Source organism: Neobacillus drentensis (assembly GCF_036966985.1).
GTDB classification, from domain to species: Bacteria; Bacillota; Bacilli; order Bacillales; family Cytobacillaceae; genus Neobacillus; species Neobacillus drentensis_E.
Window position 1 is genome coordinate 1 of the sequence record NZ_JBALSN010000111.1, and the last position, 18,342, is coordinate 18,342.

Annotated in this window: 12 protein-coding genes; all 12 read right to left on the reverse strand. The window is 40.6% G+C overall.

The genetic code is table 11. From position 1 onward, the window contains the following. Window positions 1-57 precede the first annotated feature (57 nt). The gene (locus V7659_RS07705) at window positions 58-1,047 is read right to left on the reverse strand and encodes a LacI family DNA-binding transcriptional regulator (protein WP_335539202.1); all 990 of its coding nucleotides are present in this window, start codon (window positions 1,045-1,047) and stop codon (window positions 58-60) included. A gap of 3 nt (window positions 1,048-1,050) precedes the next feature. Beyond that, window positions 1,051-2,109, reverse strand: coding sequence for an aldose epimerase family protein (locus tag V7659_RS07710; RefSeq protein ID WP_335539204.1), 1,059 nt, complete (start codon window positions 2,107-2,109; stop codon window positions 1,051-1,053). Between the two features lie 18 nt (window positions 2,110-2,127). Next, window positions 2,128-3,612, reverse strand: a complete 1,485-nt coding sequence (gene galT / locus V7659_RS07715) for a UDP-glucose--hexose-1-phosphate uridylyltransferase (protein WP_335539205.1) — start codon at window positions 3,610-3,612, stop codon at window positions 2,128-2,130. Window positions 3,613-3,623: 11 nt separating this feature from the next. After that, window positions 3,624-4,613, reverse strand: coding sequence for a UDP-glucose 4-epimerase GalE (gene galE / locus V7659_RS07720; RefSeq protein ID WP_335539206.1), 990 nt, complete (start codon window positions 4,611-4,613; stop codon window positions 3,624-3,626). After that, a complete protein-coding gene (locus V7659_RS07725; protein ID WP_335539207.1) occupies window positions 4,614-5,795 on the reverse strand; it encodes a galactokinase in 1,182 nt (393 codons plus the stop codon). 142 nt (window positions 5,796-5,937) lie between these two features. Next, window positions 5,938-8,175 carry an alpha-galactosidase gene (locus V7659_RS07730; RefSeq protein WP_335539216.1) on the reverse strand — a complete coding sequence of 746 codons (2,238 nt, stop codon included), beginning with the start codon at window positions 8,173-8,175 and terminating at the stop codon, window positions 5,938-5,940. Window positions 8,176-8,269: 94 nt separating this feature from the next. Then, window positions 8,270-11,305, reverse strand: a complete 3,036-nt coding sequence (locus tag V7659_RS07735) for a glycoside hydrolase family 2 TIM barrel-domain containing protein (RefSeq protein WP_420491264.1) — start codon at window positions 11,303-11,305, stop codon at window positions 8,270-8,272. A 37-nt stretch (window positions 11,306-11,342) separates the two neighbouring features. Further along, entirely contained in the window at window positions 11,343-12,167 is an 825-nt protein-coding gene (locus V7659_RS07740; RefSeq protein ID WP_335539209.1) for a carbohydrate ABC transporter permease, read from the reverse strand. Continuing rightward, window positions 12,160-13,089 carry a carbohydrate ABC transporter permease gene (locus V7659_RS07745; protein WP_420491263.1) on the reverse strand — a complete coding sequence of 310 codons (930 nt, stop codon included), beginning with the start codon at window positions 13,087-13,089 and terminating at the stop codon, window positions 12,160-12,162. The genes V7659_RS07740 and V7659_RS07745 overlap by 8 nt, the downstream gene beginning before the upstream one ends. 158 nt (window positions 13,090-13,247) lie before the next feature. Next, window positions 13,248-14,534 (reverse strand): ABC transporter substrate-binding protein, encoded by a 1,287-nt coding sequence (locus tag V7659_RS07750; RefSeq protein WP_335539210.1) that lies wholly within the window; start codon window positions 14,532-14,534, stop codon window positions 13,248-13,250. 175 nt (window positions 14,535-14,709) lie between these two features. Further along, window positions 14,710-16,473, reverse strand: a complete 1,764-nt coding sequence (locus V7659_RS07755) for a sensor histidine kinase (RefSeq protein WP_335539212.1) — start codon at window positions 16,471-16,473, stop codon at window positions 14,710-14,712. A gap of 13 nt (window positions 16,474-16,486) precedes the next feature. Further along, window positions 16,487-18,046 (reverse strand): response regulator transcription factor, encoded by a 1,560-nt coding sequence (locus V7659_RS07760; RefSeq protein ID WP_335539214.1) that lies wholly within the window; start codon window positions 18,044-18,046, stop codon window positions 16,487-16,489. Window positions 18,047-18,342: the final 296 nt, after the last annotated feature.

The following is an 18,342-nucleotide window of genomic DNA, read 5'->3' on the forward strand; positions in this document are numbered from 1 at the left end:
CAGACCGATTTGTCCACCGCAGGTGGACAAATCGGTCTGTTTTAATTTTTTCTTAGGTTAGAAGCTGCTGTTTCGAATGATTAGTTCGGTGGCTATGAATATTTTCTTGGCTGTTTTTCTGCCTGCGATTCTCTCCAAAAGTGTGTCGACGGCGGTTTCACCCATGATTTCGGTATATACCTTAACTGTGCTTAAGGATGGGAATACATATTTAGAGATGCTGATATCATTGACACCTATGATGTTCACACGATCTGGAACGGAAATCCCTTCCTCCAACAGCGCCCTTAATGCTCCAACCGCTAGGGAATCATTACCTGCAAAGAAAGCAGTCGGTAATTGATCCCCCTGTTCATGAATCGCCCTCTTCATCAAAGCATGACCATCATCAGCAGTAAAGTTACCTACATACATATAATCTTCATTGGGCAGTCCTTTTTCTGCTAAATAGCGCTTGAATGTCATCTCTCTTGGGTCTTCAATCATAGAGGTTTTGTCCTTAAACACTTCTCGGCCGCCGATATACCCGATCCTCTCATGACCCTTTTGAATAAAATGATCGAGCACTTTTTTTGTAGCTCGTTCAAAATCAATAACAATCGAATCAAACCGATCTTCATCTGGTGAGGTATCAACAAAGACAATATTTTTGGTAATCTTAACGAGATCATTCACTTGCTTCCTGCTAAATTTCCCAATCGCAATCAGCCCTTGAATATCGTCATCTTTCAGATCCCCATAGTTGTCTTGAAAATATTTATCCACCTGAATCCCATGCTGCCGGCATTGGTTCTCAACACCCAGCCGGATAGACATGTAATATAAATCTTCCAGCTCTTCTTTTTCCGTATACCATTGTAAAAGAGCAATCTTACCCGATTCCTGCTTGCGGACTGGTTTCTTTTTATATGATAGTTCCTCTGCCACTTCGAAAATTCTTTTCTTCGTTTCATCACTGACAGAAAGTGTAGTGTCATAATTTAAAACACGGGATACCGTTGCAATCGATACCCCTGCAATTTGTGCAATATCTTTGATGGTTGCCATGAATCAGTCTCCTAGAGTATTAGCAAAAAAACGAAATACGGTTCTGGATTGGTAAACTTCCTCTGGATTCAAAATGACAGAAGGAAACTCTGGATGGTGGATTGCATCAGGAAATCCTTGTGTTTCCAAACAAACACCCAAATAGTTTTCTGCCCTGACCCCAGAGATAGAATAAGGACCTGCTATAAAATTTCCTGTATATAGAACAACACATGGCTGATCGGTCGTAACAAGAAGCGAGCGGCCGCTTTCTTCATCGCTTAAGATTATCGTATTTTCTCCCTCTTTTGTAAAGACGAGTGGATGATCGTAACCATTACCAACCAGTACATTCTGAGGATAAGATGAATTCAGCCCAGAACTTAACCTTCTGCCATGCTTAAAATCAAAGGGAGTATTTTTAGAATCAATCAACTTACCAGTAGGGATAAGATCGTCTCTCAACTCTAAAAATCGATCACTATCTAATTTAAGAATGTGCTCCGAGCAATCTCTTTTTATATTGCCACTTAAGTTAAAATAAGAGTGATTCGTTAAGTTGACTAACGTTTTTTGATCCGTTTTACTTTCATAAGTAATATCGAGTTCATTTTTATTATTTAGAATGTACGTAACAGTGGTGTCTAAATTACCAGGGTAGCCTTCTTCTCCGTCTGGACTATGGTAAAAAAACTTCAACCCGACAGCATTTTCTTCCTCAATGATTTCAGTTTTCCAAATCACAGAGTTAAAACCCTTCTTGCCTCCGTGCAGATGATTGGGATAGTTATTGTCAGCAAGCTGATATTCTTTCCCGTCCAATTCAAAACTTGCACCACCAATCCTTCCTGCTACCCGCCCGCAGACTGCTCCGAAATACGGTGACCATTCTGTGTAATCTTCGAAGTTATCAAAACCAAGTACAACATTTTCAAAGTTTCCACGGCGGTCAGGGACGATGATTTTAGTAATGGCACAACCAAAATTCAGACAAGAGACCTCCATGCCATAATCGTTGACTAAGGTATATTCTGTAACGGACTCTCCCTCGTAACTGCCGAATATTCTATCTAATATTTTCATCGATATCACTCCATATTTTTACAAAGAATTGATAAAACGCTGGAACCCAGCTTGCCCTGCTTCGTCCCGCTTGAACACTCCTGCATCTTCCAAGACTCTTGAGAATTTCCTTCCTACTTCTTCTCTTACCAGGCCTTCCACATTCGCATCATGGGCAACATCTTGATAACGGGATTTTAACACTTCTGCCCAATCTAAATGGTATTCGGCAATATCTGCCTCTTTATCGAGGATGTACTTCTCCACTTCTCCAAGTTCAGCCTTTAATCGTGCAGGTAAAACAGCCAGCCCCATTACTTCAATTAGGCCGATATTTTCCTTTTTAATATGATGGACATCGGCGTGAGGGTGGAAAATACCCAGTGGATGCTCATCACTTGTTCGATTATTTCGAAGCACCAAGTCCAGTTCAAAAACATCCCCATTTTTCCGTGCAATCGGCGTCACTGTATTATGCGGCGTCTCTCCAGTTCTCGCCAAAATTTCAAGCGTCGCATCACTGTAATTTTTCCATTGCTCAAAAATATGTGAACCTGCTTCAACCAACTCACTAATTTGAGAAGAGCGAAGACGAATGACGGACATTGGCCATTTTACAACAGAACACTCAACATTTGGATGGCCAGTCATTTTAAATGTCCAGTCATCTCCTGCTTTCGCCATCGCAAATTGATAATTTCCGCCTTGATAATGATCATGGGTTAAAATTGAACCGCCGACAATTGGCAGATCCGCATTAGAGCCAACAAAGTAATGAGGAAATTGCTCAACAAAGCTCAATAACCGTAAGAAAGACGTGGCACTAACGACCATATCGGTATGTTTTTCTGATAGGACAATACAGTGTTCATTGTAATACACATACGGTGAATACTGGAGATACCATGGCTGATCTAATAGATTGACGCGAATCATTCGGTGATTGGAGCGTGCAGGGTGTCCGACTCTGCCTTCGTAGCCTTCATTTTCAACACAAAGCAGGCATTTCGGGTAATCCGTTTTTTGCACCGACAGCTCGAGCGCGATACTTCTAGGGTCCTTTTCAGGTTTTGATAGATTAATGGTAATGTCCAGTTCACCATATTCTGTGGCGGTTTTATACTCGATATTGTTCCGAATCCGCTTCATTTGAATGTAATTACTATTTTTACTTAACTCATAAAAATACCCAGTTGCTGCTATTGGATCCTGTTTATATTTTTCATAAAACACATGATTGATCGTCGATGGACGTGCGATAAAACAGTTCATTATTTTACTAGAAAATATCTCTTTTTCATCAAATAATTCTTCAATTATCCCTTGATTGCAAGCATAGTCCACGATTAAATCGAGTAAATCAGGGATTTCAAGATGGCCGCTCACCTCCAGATCTACTTCTTTAAACTCGGCTAGCTTGAGCAATGCCAGAATTTGATTGTGCGCATAGATTTCATCGTCCCGCTCAATAAGTTGAGTGGCAATCGCTTGATTAATTAATTGTTGTATTAGTTGATAAATCATTATGATCCCCTCTATTTCTGATATCCATTAGGGTGATGCTGGTGCCAGTTCCAGGCATTGCTGATAATTTGATGAATCGATGTTCTCGTAGGATTCCATCCCAATACCTTTTTGGCTTTTTCCGAAGCAGCTATTAAGGTACTCGGGTCTCCCGACCTGCGTTCACCGATTTTAACAGGGATATCAATACCTGTCACTTCTTTAGCCGTCTCGACAATTTCTTTTACCGAGAATCCTTGACTTGATCCCAAATTAAAAATATTACTTTCGCCGCCATTTTGCAGATAGCGAAGGGCTAAGATGTGGGCATCAATTAAGTCCTCAACATGAATATAATCCCGGACACAAGTGCCATCTGCTGTATCATAATCTTCACCAAAGATTGTCACCGCAGGTCTTTTGCCTAATGCCGCTTCTAAGACAACTGGGATCAGGTGCGTTTCAGGATTATGGTCCTCACCAATTTGTCCGTCACCTCTTGCCGAAGCCACATTAAAATAGCGGAGTGATACATAGTGGAGATCAAAAGCTTTTTCACACCAGGCCATCATTTTCTCCATCGCCAGTTTGGTTTCGCCATAGGTATTCGTTGGGATGGTTGCTGCATCTTCTGTAATTGGCACCACTTTTTGCTCTCCATAAACGGCTGCTGTTGAAGAAAATACGATGTGCTTGACGGCAAATTCTTTCATCATTTCAAGGACAATTTGTGTTCCAAATACATTGTTATCAAAGTATTTTAATGGTTCTACCATCGATTCTCCAACTAGGGAATTGGCGGCGAAGTGCAAAATCGCCTCAATTTGTTCTTTTTCGAAGACAGAGCGCATAAACTCTCGGCTGCGGATATCTCCATTATAAAAGTTAGCCTTTGGATGAACTGCTTCCGTATGACCGGTTTGCAAATTATCAATGACCACGACTGAAAACCCTTGATCAATCAATTGATAAACAGCGTGTGACCCAACATAACCGGCTCCACCTAAAACAAGAATACTCATTTAAATCGATTCCTCCATTTGAATTTCTTTTGCCCCATCGCCAATGCTTGCTACATAAAATTCTGCTTCGTAACCAATTTTCTCAAGGTATGCTGCTCCTACATTCGCAATAAAGTTGTCAACCTCGTCATTATCGACAATCGCAATTGCACAGCCGCCAAATCCTGCACCCGTCATTCTTGACCCAAGAACACCTGGTTGTTTCCAGGCCGCTTCTACTAAAGTGTCGAGTTCCACTCCTGTCACTTCATAATCATCTCTAAGGGAAATATGTGATTGGTTAACTAATTGTCCAAATGCTTCTAGATTCCCTAATTGAAGTTCTTCTAGCGCTTTAATGGTTCTCCTATTTTCATAGACAGCATGCTTTGCCCGTTTGCGAACTGTTTCATTAGTAATGAGGTACTGGTTCTCATCGAACTCCGCTTCCGTTAACTGACCAAGAGCCTGAATTGGCAGCTTTTGCTGCAGCTGGGCCAATGCCTCTTCGCATTCTCCACGTCTTTCATTGTACTTGGAATCAGCTAATTCCCTGCGTTTGTTTGTATTCATGATTAATATTTTGTAATCTGCAAGATGAATCGGTGCGTACTCATATTTCAACGTTTGGCAGTCTAGTAAGATACCTGCATCTTTCTTTCCCATACCAATCGCAAACTGGTCCATGATGCCGCTGTTCACGCCAATAAATTTATTCTCTACTTGCTTGCCAATCTTGATGAGTTCAAGGCGAGGAATTTCTAATTCAAATAGGCCATTTACTAGCACGCCAGTTAATAACTCAATAGAGGCTGACGAAGAAAGTCCTGCACCATTCGGGATATTACCTTCAATAGCACAATCGAATCCAGAGGGAATTATATATCCCGCCTCAAGAATGTAACGAATCATCCCTTTTGGATAGTTGGCCCAATTATGTTCTTTCTGATAATCCAGCTCGTTGAGGTTAAATTCAATGATCCCTATTTCAGGGAAGTTTGTTGAGTACAAGCGGACAACTTTGTCTTCCCGCTTCCTTGCGACAGCATAGGTACCATAAGTGATCGCACATGGGAACACATGACCGCCATTATAATCAGTATGTTCGCCAATTAAATTGATCCTTCCAGGAGCAAAAAAGGCTTGCCTTGGTAAAACTTGAAACATATCTAAAAATACTTTACTAAGTGTAGTAGCGTTCATTTTAAATTCCTCCAGAAGTTATTGTCTTGTAGGTAATTTTAATTTTATTTTACTCCTTTTAGTAAAATTATTCAATTATTTTACTAAAAATTTAACTAAACAAAAAAGGACTAATGCTGTCGCCCGTCCTTTCTTGTTCAATTCAATTGTGCTCCACACTTTTTATATAAAAGACCTGTGATTGGAAGTCTCCCCCACGTTCAAAACTCCCGCCATTGACACCATTAAACTCCGTCGGAAGCTGCAATCCAACCGTCATTAGTTCATCACCATAAAAGCAGCGCTCACAGCCAGCCACCTTGTAGTTTTTTGACAAATCTAATCCACTGAGCCGCAGCATTTGCTGTTTCTTAGGATTTGGAGTTGCCAATACTTTATACCAGCCAACCAATGCTTCCGAATGATCTTGGCTTACCACCATCCAAGCCGTTTCATTATTAGAAAATGGGTTCAGCAAGCGATAGAATTGACCATCACGAATCAACTCTCGATGCGCTTTGTAAAAAGCAACCTGCTGTTTAATTTCCTCACGTTCTTCTTCGGTCAATTTGATTGGATCCAATTCATATCCAAATGTTCCAAAGTAAGCAGTGTTTGCCCTTGTTTGTAATGGTGTGGACCGTAATGTCTGGTGATTCGGAACAGCCGAAACGTGAGACCCCATACTATAAACCGGATACGCAAAGGATGTGCCATACTGGATCTTAAGTCGTTCAATCGCATCTGTATCATCACTCGTCCAAGCCTGCGGGGCATAATACAACATCCCGGGGTCAAACCGTCCCCCCCCGCCTGCACAAGATTCAAACAACACATGCGGGAACTCGCTTGTTAATCGGTCATAGAGATTATAAACCCCTAAAATATAGCGGTGGAAAAACTCGCCTTGCTGATGAACGGGCAAGTTATTCGAGAATGCTTCGGTGATGTTTCGATTCATATCCCATTTAATATAGTCTAGGTTTGTTTGTTTAATAATAGCGGACATTTTTCCATACAGATAATCCACGATTTCCTTCCTTGAAAAATCTAAGACCAGCTGATTACGCCCCAAAGTATAGTGCTGCCCTGGGATCCCTACTGCCCAATCTGGATGTTCATTAAATAATTCACTATTCGGACTGATCATTTCCGGCTCAAACCAAAGCCCAAACTTCATCCCTGTCTCGGTAATTTTCTTGGCCAGACTATCCAAACCATTTGGAAGCTTATTTAAGTCTACGTGCCAATCACCAAGTGAGGAGGTATCATCATTTCGTTTTCCAAACCAGCCATCATCAAGGACAAACAACTCAATTCCGAGTTCACTTGCTGATTTTGCAATCTTCACAAGTTTTTCCTCATCGAAATCAAAGTAGGTTGCCTCCCAGTTATTAATTAGAATCGGGCGCACGGCCTTCCTCCATTGACTTTGAATTAGATGCTCACGGTATAAAGCATGAAAAGCATGACTCATCCCGTTTACTCCTTGTTCGGAATAAACCATGACAACTTCGGGGGTTTGAAATGACGCTTGCGGCTCTAATTTCCACTTAAATCCGAACGGATGAATTCCAACCGTAAGTCTTGCCGTGTCGTAATGGTCAACCTCTACTTGCATTAAAAAGTTACTACTATATACAAAATTAAAGCCATATACTTCTCCAGTATGCTCCGTCGCTTCAGGACGCTTTAGTGCCAAGAATGGATTATGGTGGTGAGAACTGGCCCCGCGCAGACTGGAAATAGACTGAATGCCAGTTTCGAGTCTTCTTTCCTTTACATGCCGCTCCCGTGACCAGGTCCCGGCTAAATGGGTAAATACAAAATCTTTATCCGGAAGGTCGATCGATGCCCCCATAAATCGATCAATTATCAACTCGTCTGAACCTGCATTTCTTAACGAAGCACTTCTCGTGATGACAGGTTTGTCACGGAATATTGAATAATTTAACTGCAATTCCGCTTGCAGGAACTCATCTTTTAAGAGGATTTGAAGTGTACTTGCATCATGATTGTCCTCTGTATAAGTTGCTGGGAGACCTTCAAGACGAGGTTTTCCTTCTAGAATCTGATACGATTCATATGTAAAGTTTGGAATATGATTTGCTGTGGCTTTACTAACGCTGATTGCTGGTTCGCGAAAATCTGAATTTCCGTAGGCAGGGAATTCCTGACGCAACGTCTCTAATCCCAATGCTGGATCGTCAGCATATATATGCGTAGTTGCCCCTGTTGGCACATCATACGTTTGCAAATGGGAAAAGTCTTCTCTGTGGCGTAAAGCCTTACCGTAATAAAGGTGGCCGAGCTGCCCATTTTTCATGACGTGAAAAATATAACTTACTTGGCCATTTGTTAAATGAAACTGCCTGTCCTCTTGATTCACATGAATAAGCATCGTTTTCTCCTTCACCATTTTGACCTCTTTTCTAATATTAAGGGAAAGAGCTGTAAACCCAGACTCTTTCCCTTGTAAATACTAAATATATTGATTAAATTCTGTTGATCACAAACTCGAATTCCATGTCTTTATCAGCATGAATCAGGTGTTCATCATGCACCGGTGCACCCCAGCTGTCATCTCCGCCAACGCCCATCTGCTTGCCAGCGACCGTCACAACGGTGTAATGAACATTTGGCAACTCATAATGATGTTGAGCATTCTCAAGTTCAAAGGCTGTATATGGGGAAAAATTGCACTCTAAAGGCTCATCCGCCGCCGATATTTTTATTCCCTGTCCTTGTTTATTAGTTACACTAACGCGACGTACTCCAGTTCGATTGCCAGACTCTTGCGGCATCACATATCCGGACAAATTATCTGATACTTGATTTTTAAAGATACCCAGTCTTGCACCCATAGCACGGTCTGAGTAGTTTTCTTCAGGACCCATCGCGTACCATTCTAATTGATCATAATCTGCAGGCACCTTAAAGGATACGGCAAAAATCGGCATCTGCGGAAGATGATTTGCGCCATAATACACTGATTTCACACGCACACTGCCATCGGCAAAAACCGTATAGCTTATTTTCACTACCACTTCTTCACTTATAGATAATTTATAAGTAAAGGCAACGGTCACTTGACCTTTGTCATTTTTAAGATCAATAGCAACACATCTTCTGGTCAGACTGGCTGCGTACCAAAGCCCCGAATGGAAACCTTGGGAGTACCCGCGGTCATTATCCGTCGTTGCCCGCCAGAATAATGGTGCTGGGGGTAGAGCAATCATCTCTTTCCCCGCGTAATTAAGCGACACGAGGCTGCCCGCCTGTTTCGAGAACAGGATTGTAAAGTCCCTGCCATGGACACCTATATTGACATCGCCTTCGACGACTCTTAACTCTCCCTGAACAGCGGCAGACTTTTCTTCCGCCATTACCTGAAACACAAATTGTCCAAACGCAATCTCATAACCAGCTTCAGCCCAGAGTGTGTTTTCCTTTAAGACCAAGGAGGTTTGAATACAGTACTCCCCGGAAACACTCGTGATATCAGCAGGCAGTTTAAATTCAGCTCTTCCTGAACGTTGAGGTTCTACATTAACCTCTAGCTTGTTTCGATACAATTCCTTACCCTCAAGATAGAGGGCGTATTCCAATTCATAGTCAGTTAGATCAGAGAAAAGGCTGTCATTAATAATCGATACCCCGGTCTGATCTGGGTTTAGCTTATAGTTTTGATATAGATATTTGACTTCCTGCATCTTAGGTGAAAGTTCTCGATTGGAATAAACGATACCATTTGTACTGAAGCCGTAATCGGTTGGCCGGTCGTCAAAGTCACCGCCGGTGGCAAAAAATTCATTTCCATAGCGATCCTTTTTGATAAGCGACTGGTCAATGTAATCCCAAATAAAACCGCCTTGATACATTGGATACTTCTTCTCTAAATCTGTATATTTGTACATCCCGCCAAGTGAATTTCCCATGGCATGCATATACTCACAGCTAATGTATGGCTTATCCGGATTTGCATTCAAATACTCCCCAATATCAGCCGGCTTTGCATACATGCGGCTTTCCATATCACTGGTATCATTATATTCGCGGGCATGAAATACACCTTCGTAATGAACCAAGCGGCTTGGGTCCACTCTCTTGAAATATTTAGACACGTTAAGAATGACCTCACCTGCATAGGATTCATTCCCGCACGACCATATCAGGATGGACGGATGATTTTTATCCCGTTCAACCATGGAAACAGCCCGATCCATTACAATATTCTCCCATTCCGGTTTATTCCCAGGAATGTTCCAGGAAGGCTCGACCGCCCCCATCTTTTGCCATGATCCGTGCGTTTCAAGATTCATTTCATCAATAACATATACACCGTATTCATCACATAAATCGTACCAATAGCTCTGATTCGGGTAGTGTGATGTCCGGACAGCATTTATGTTGTGCTGTTTTAACGTTTTAATATCCCAGAGCATGTCTTCCTTCGTAATCGCACGGCCAGTCCGGCAATTAAATTCATGACGATTAACACCTTTGAATACAATCCGTTCACCGTTAAGGTGCATAATTTTATCGATAAGTTCAAATCTACGGAAGCCCACTTTTTGCGGAATAACTTCTACCAAATTGCCTTTTTCGTTATAAACTAGTATATAAAGCTTGTATAAATTCGGACTTTCTGCGCTCCATAATTTTGGATCCTCAACATCCATTGTTGCTGACCACTTTCCGTCACCAGTGTCAATCGTACGGGTAGATACTAAACCGCCTTCTCTGTCGTACAACTCTGTTACAATTTTCGAAGGTGAAGAGCTGCCAGACAATAGCTTGAGGTCTACTTTAAGCGTACCTTGCGTAAAAACATCATTCAATTCAGCACGAACATCTGCATCATAGACATGAATCTCTGGTACGGTATAGAGATAGACATCACGGAAAATTCCCGAAAAGCGCCAGAAATCTTGATCCTCCAGCCAACTTCCTGTGCTTCGCTGATAAACCTCGACCGCTAATTTATTTTCACCCTCTGTTAAAAATGGGGTAAGGTCAAACTCAGCTGGCGTGAAGGAGTCCTCACTATAGCCGACAAACTTCCCGTTTAGCCACACATAAAACGCCGATTCTACTCCCTGAAAAGAAATGTACACCGGCTTATTGGTCATGTTTTCTGGTACAGTAAACATCTTCACATAACTGCCCACCGGATTATGGTCTTGTGGAATTTCTGGCGGCCGAATCTCATTAAGGCCATCCCATGGGTACATGGTATTCACATATTGTGGTTTTCCGTAACCCTGAAGCTGGATATGCCCTGGTACAGTGATGTCTCCCCAGCCAGAGCAATTAAAGTCCACTTGGTAAAAATTCTCTGGACGATTGTCCGGATTAACGCTATAGCTAAATTTCCAGTTTCCGTTTAGGTCTTGGCGCAAAGCCATGGGAGCAGCGTTTTTAGCTTCCTCCATTGTCTCATAATAAAAATGGTCTGAATGAGCCGGTAATCGATTAACGGCAAACACATTCACATCGGTAAGCCAATCTAGTTTTGGAATTGTTGTCATCATAATCACTCTTTCTTTACATATTTCCAAAATTCTTTTACTTAACAGATCCCATCATACCGGCAACGAAATGCTTTTGCATGATGAAGAAGATAAGAGCTGCTGGCAAGGTAGCAATTACAATTGCCGTCATAATCATTCCAAAATCAGGTGAATAGCTTGAACCTAAGTTTGAAATTAATAGAGGAATCGTCTGGTTTTCAGGTGACTGCAATACAACCAGCGGCCATAAATAACTGTTCCAGCTAGCCATAAAGGTTATGATAGCCGCAGCTGCGTAAGTGGTTTTCATTGTAGGAACATAAATCTTAAAGAAACATCCTAATTCCGATAGACCATCAATTCTTCCAGCTTCAAGAATTTCCTTCGGAAACATTTTGGTGCTTTGTCTAAAGAAAAAGATCAGGTAGGCGGTTGTAACCGTCGGTAAAATGACTGCTGCGTTTGTATCAATCCCAATGATCGAGAAGGATTGTGAGATAGTAGCAAACATTCTAAAGAGCGGTACCATCAAAGCCGCAAAAGGAATCATCATCGAAACCAGCAAAATATTAAACACAAAATCCTTCGATTTACTTTTATAAATTTCAAATCCATATCCCGCCAAAGACGCAATCAGCATCGCAAGGATGGTTGTTAATACTGAGATTTTAGTTGAATTTATTAATGCAGGCACAAGATCAACGGTGTCCAGCAGATTGCGCAGGTTCTCCATAAAGTGACTGCCAGGAAGCATCCTTCCTTGCGTTACGTCAACAGACTTGTTTGTCGAGCTTACAATCATCCACAAAAATGGAAACACAGAGACAATCGCTGCGATGACTAGGACTGTATAACTGAATGTATTTTTTAGCTTATTCATTATTATCACCTGCCGCTTTAAACTGAATGATCGAAAAGATGACAATCATAATTACGATTGCATATGAGACAGTAGCTGCATACCCAAAGTCCGGGGTATATTTAAACGATAAATTATAGATATACTGAGAAATGGTCATTGTCGCATTACCCGGTCCGCCCTTGGTAATATTCATGACCTCGTCAAATAACTGCAGTGTACCAATCGTTGAAGTAATCGATGTAAATAGAATAATCGGCTTCAACATTGGGATCGTTATTTTGAAAAATTGTTGAACTGGCGAAGCCCCATCAATTCTAGCTGCTTCATAGATTGACTCATCGACGTTTTGAAGAGCAGATAAATAGAAGATCATGTTGTAACCCGTCCAACGCCAAGTGATCGCCACAATGATAGCGATTTTCGCCCAAAAAGGATCGGTAAGCCATTGGATCGGTTCCGAAATGAGTGCAACTTTCATTAACATCATATTAATTATTCCATCTTGACCAAACAAATATTTGAAGATGACGGAATAGGCAACTAGTGAGGTTACGCACGGTAAGAAGATGGCAGTTCGGAAAAAGCCCTTAAACTTTAACGTTTTATTATTAAGTAGAACAGAAAGAAATAAAGCCAGTAAGATCATAACCGGTACTTGAATGATTAGATAAATGACTGTATTTTTTACCGTGGTTAGGAATGTTGGATCTTTAAATAAACGCGTATAATTATCGATACCTGTAAAGGTTAGATTTGCACCTACACCTGTTTGAAAAGATAAAATAAGAGCCTGAATCATTGGGTAGAAGTAAAATAAAAAGATCATTACGGCAGCGATAATAACAAAGGACCAGCCAATGATATTATTTTTCAGCCGAGTTTTGCGACCGGAATTTGATTTTGGAAGGGCTTGAGTGTGGTTTTCTTTCGCTGATATCAATTTTAGTCAACTCCTTACGTTGTAAGTTCATGAAAAGAAAACGCCTCAGAAAGTCGCCTGATACATCAGTTAGCTCCAATACATGAATGGCAGAGCCGGCGAATTTCTAAGGCATAATCTCTTTAAAAAGAAGATTTGTTACTTTCTAGTTTGTTGTGTTATTTAATTTGTTCTTCTGCTTGCTTTTGAGCATCTTCTAATACTTTATCTAAATCTTTACCTTTTAGGTAATCCTGCATGCCAACCGCTAAAATGTCTTCAATGGCATATGTGTGCATACCATAGTTAACTTGAGGAATTTTCTCTGTCCAAGCAGCAAAGTCAGAAACGACTTTTTGTCCACCGAAGAAATCATCTGCGGCTGTATAAGCTTCTCCTTGTGCAGCAGGCTTATAAGTTCCAATCGCTCCCATTTCTTTGTTCAAAGTCTGATAAAAATCAGCATTAGAACCAAATGTTTTTCCTAAGAAGTCCGCAGCCTTTTCTTTACCATCGATGTTTAACACGTACCAAGAGCTTCCGCCTAAGTTAGAAGCGTTCACGGAATTTGCAATGCCAGATTGTTTTGGCATTGGAAGAACCGCCCATTTGCCTGCTTGTGATGCTTCAGCCTTGATTGATGGAGTAATCCAGTTACCAGTTGGAACAGTTGCAACGTCGCCGCTGTTAAATCCTGCTACGAATTGACCCCAGTCAGAGACAGGTTTTACTAGATCTGCGTCTAAAATCGCCTTATATGTTTGGAATGCTTCTTTTAAAGCAGCGTTGCCTGCTAAGTCAGGTGTAACGCCGTCGTTCTTTAAGTACCAAGCACCGCTTGTTTGAATCATCATACGAATAAGACCAAGGTCTTTTGGATCTTGTGTAAGCATTGCTTTACCAGTTGCTTCTTTAACCTTTTTACCTACTTCAATGTACTTGTTCCAGTCCATGTTTTGTAAATCTGCAACTTTGTATCCCGCTTTTTCTAAATAGTCAGTTCTTACGTATAATCCTGTAACACCTGTATCGAATGGAAGGCCGTAGTTTTTGCCGTCCAAGCTAGTAGGAGCAATTTTATACTGAGCGAAATCATCAGCTTTAAATGAACCTGTTAACTCATGGAACATGTCTGGATACGCTTTAAGGAAGCTTTGCGCCCGATAGTCTTCAATTAAAACAATATTTGGCAGTCCTTTTGTTGTCCCAGAGCTTAAGCTGGTATTTAGCTTTTGAATAATGTCATCTTGTGCGTGTTCTACTACTTTAATGTTTACATCTGGGTTTTCAGACTTATAAGCATCTTTTGCTAGATTCATCGCTTTAATGTTAAAATTTGGGTCCCATGCCCACACTGTTACTTCATTTGTTTCTTTGCCTTTGTCGGAAGTCTCTTTATTTGATCCCGAGGAACAGGCAGTTAGCATCAATATACTAACTAAAAAGAGTGCTAGTACTTTTTTCATTGATATTCCCCCAACATTCTATTTTTGTAAGCGTTATCTAACTTACAAATATAATGTTATCACCTGTTAGGATGGAACCGTTAGGACGATATTTTTGATGGATGGTAATATTTTTACAACATGAACGCGCTTCCAATTGATTTATTTGGATTATTTTTAGATATTATGACTATTTTTACTTTATTGAAATCGGCATCTCCAGTCGAACCTTTGTCCCTTCGCCTATCTTACTGGTAATTGTTACACCAAACTGTTCCCCGTAAATCAGTTGGATACGCTCATGAACATTCCTGACACCAATTCCAGAAAACATTTGTTGTTTCCGCTTGGTATTTGGGAGTTTATTTTCAGAAGAGACCTCCATACCATCTCCATTATCAACAACTTCACAAATTAATGTATGTTCCTCCTGCCAGACAAGAACATTGATGTACCCGCCCGGCTTATGATTGAAGCCGTGGAAGAATGAATTTTCCATAAAAGGCTGCAAAATCAGCTTTGGTACATGGTACTCTATACAATCTGGCGCGATAAAATAGTTCACTTTAATTCGATTACCGTACCGTTTTTGGTTAATAAGGACGTAGTTTTTTAAATTATCCACTTCTTGGCCAATCGTATTCGTCTCACTGACATTGCCAATTGTATTTTGAAGCAAGGAGATCAACGCATTAATGGTTGCTTCGGTTTCTTCTTTACTACCTTGCTGCACCATAAACTTTATAGAAGTCAGCGTATTGTACAAAAAATGAGGATTAATTTGCTGCTGCAGTGCTGCCAATTCCGCATTACGCTTCTGCTTTTGGGATTCCACCAACTGATCGACATACAGATGGAGTTCATCAAGCATAGAATTAAAGGCATTGCCAATTTTCATGGTTTCATAGGTGCCGGATGCAGAAACATATTGGTGGAATTCATGTTTTGAGGCATCTTCGATCTGCTTCACCAGACCCGATAATGAATTAGTCAATCTCCTTGTGGCGAGCAAGACAATGATTAATGCCACAAAGACAATCCCCATAGAGATGAGCACAATATCTTTCTTGTCAATTAGGTCTCCGACTGCCTTTTGCTTGTCGATTATATTAAACAAGTACATGTCAAAGGATGGAAGGTACTCCATCGAGATAATTTGATCCTTTCCCATAAAGTTTTCAATAATATAACGGTCTGAACTTTTTTCAATTTTAGCTGCATAGCTAAGTAAGCCCTTTGGTGCTTGTCCAATGAGCTTTGACTGATTGCTCGAAACAATGACCCCCTGCTTATCTACAACAAACACATTATTTCCAGGGCCTGTATAGCTTGTGAAGAATTTTCTAAATTCACGTTCATCAAACGCAAAAAACATTGAACCATAAACCGTACCGTTGATTCGTTCCATTAACACCTTTGATGCGACAATGAACTGACGATTCGTTCCATCATTTCGCTTGTCCAATTGGTATATCAGTTTCTTTGGTTGCTTAAACGTATTACTTGTAAGGGCACTAGTCCTTAACTCTTCATCCGTAATAGGCCAGTACGTACGATCCGTTGCAAAGCTGAACCCGTTTCTGCCCATGACGAAAATGCTTTCCTCATAGGCATCTAAATTAGTTTCGATCCGCTTTAACTGTTGACCCGTATTAAAATAGGCACTTAGTTTCTCTTTATTGCTGAATTGCTCCAACATAAGAATCCTTTTAATCGTAGTGCTTTGAAGGAGATTGTTCGATGCAAGAACAACTGAATAGTTAAAGGATTCGAAGCTCTCCTTTACCTGACTCATTACTTTTGAGTTCGTCACGCTAAACTTTTTAATAAAAAATTGCTCCGACATCCGAATCGTTGTCCATGTAATCGTGATCGACACTGTAATAATCATCAAAACGGTAATGAAAAACATAACGATAAATAATCCGTTATGTTTAAAACGTTCGGGAATAAATCTCATAATTCACCATCTCTTATCTTAGTTTTTGCTTTCTTTTGTATTGGCTTGGAGACAATCCCTTGATTTTCTTAAAAACTTTACAAAAATAACTATGATCCGAATAACCTACCATTCCACTAATTTCAGAGATCGATTCCGTCCCCTGCATAAGCAGCTTCGTCGCTTCCTCAATTCGGATTCTATTTAGATATTCGATGAATCCTTCCTTATTATGGGTTGAAAAATAGTTGGAAAGGTAAGATGGATTAAAATGAAAATACTTCGCCACGCCTGTTAGAGTAAGCGGCTCAGCATAATGTTCTCCTATATACTCCATTAATTTTTTCATATTTAAATCTTCCGGCTCGCTTTGCACCGAATAGATGCAATTCTTCGCTTCTTCGATAAAACGATCCATTATTTCAACTGTAGCCTTTGCTGAAGGCGTTTCATCAATTGATCTAAAATAGGAATACTTCGCATTTTCCAAATCTGTTACATCATATTTCATATTACTTAGGAGAATGGTGATGTTGAAAATAATGTTGCCAAAGAAAGCTTTATATTCAAAGACATCCATCGTATAACAAGAAGACATGACCTGGATATGTTCTTGTAAATACTGAAAAGCTGAGTCAAAATGTTTTCGCTTTAATTCCTCGGTAAACCAATCCAAATTAAATTTTTCAGGTTTGGAAGGCAGGTTAGGGAGATCCTGCTCCATTAACAATGGTTGATTCGAAAAATAAAAGTGATAATCTAACAATTTTATAAGACTTTCCTTGTAAATGTTCCCTACTAATGAGAGATCTGTAAACGCATTCGACAAAGCAAGACTAATTCCCGGCCTGGCCTGTGCAAATTGGCGGGCTAATTTAATGACCTCGGGAAAATTGTCCATATTCATATTCATTAAGTATCCAATGATATTTTCCTCCACACGTAAGGGCTCGAGAACAACTTGGCTTACGTTATTCTGACATGCCTCTTCGATCTCTCCCTGGATACTTGTTTGTAATTCTGCACTTTTTCTAGATTGGTGGTGGTTTCTCAAATCTACGCCGATTAAACAAAAGTGGTTATACGGAAAAGCCTGAGATACTATATCTGGATCATAATTTACTTCATATCCTGAAATGAGCTTATCGATAGTCTGCCCAATTGGGAGATTCCCTGTTAATTTTTGATTCATCTTCTGAAAGGCAGGAATGCGGCTTGCGGCCGTTTTCAGTGCTTTTAAAAGACCTTCTGCGTTAAGTTTAGGCTTTAATATATAATCAACCACACCGCTTTGAAAGGTGGAACGAACATAATCAAATTCTCCAAAACTGCTTAAAATAATGATTTCTTTATGAGGATATCTTTCCTTCACAATTCTTGTTAATTCCTCCCCATCCATGATGGGCATCACGATATCTGTAATGATAATATGCGGGTCGGTGGCTTCGATTAATTCAAGTGCTTCTTGGCCGTTCGAGGCCTCGCCAACAATCATAAACCCCTCTTGTTCCCAATTAATATAGTGCTTAATCCCTTGTCTGATTAACATTTCATCGTCTACAATAAGTGTTCGGCATAGTTCCCCGACTGTCAACGGAATCCCCCCAGAAGATGACCTGTAAATTTAGTAATTTAATTATACTATACCAATTTTGACTATCCTTTTATAAAAATTGTACCAATTAGTTGCACAACTGTTGAACACAAATAGCCCTATCCAAATATAAGGATAGGACTCCATGCTTTTTTATTTTGGCTGTGTTAAACTTGTCTGTTGATTTCCGTTCCAGGCACGAGCGGTTCGCGGGCGTGCCGGGGAGCCTCCTCGTCGCTTTGCTCCTGCGGGGTCTCCCCTGCCCCGTACTCCCGCAGGAGTCTTCGTGCCTGGAA

Coding starts and splice junctions, on each gene's coding strand:
- V7659_RS07705 (WP_335539202.1), bottom strand. CDS start 1,047: ATGGCAACCATCAAAGATATTGCACAAATTGCAGGGGTATCGATTGCA.
- V7659_RS07710 (WP_335539204.1), bottom strand. CDS start 2,109: ATGAAAATATTAGATAGAATATTCGGCAGTTACGAGGGAGAGTCCGTT.
- galT (WP_335539205.1), bottom strand. CDS start 3,612: ATGATTTATCAACTAATACAACAATTAATTAATCAAGCGATTGCCACT.
- galE (WP_335539206.1), bottom strand. CDS start 4,613: ATGAGTATTCTTGTTTTAGGTGGAGCCGGTTATGTTGGGTCACACGCT.
- V7659_RS07725 (WP_335539207.1), bottom strand. CDS start 5,795: ATGAACGCTACTACACTTAGTAAAGTATTTTTAGATATGTTTCAAGTT.
- V7659_RS07730 (WP_335539216.1), bottom strand. CDS start 8,175: ATGCTTATTCATGTGAATCAAGAGGACAGGCAGTTTCATTTAACAAAT.
- V7659_RS07735 (WP_420491264.1), bottom strand. CDS start 11,305: ATGACAACAATTCCAAAACTAGATTGGCTTACCGATGTGAATGTGTTT.
- V7659_RS07740 (WP_335539209.1), bottom strand. CDS start 12,167: ATGAATAAGCTAAAAAATACATTCAGTTATACAGTCCTAGTCATCGCA.
- V7659_RS07750 (WP_335539210.1), bottom strand. CDS start 14,534: ATGAAAAAAGTACTAGCACTCTTTTTAGTTAGTATATTGATGCTAACT.
- V7659_RS07755 (WP_335539212.1), bottom strand. CDS start 16,473: ATGAGATTTATTCCCGAACGTTTTAAACATAACGGATTATTTATCGTT.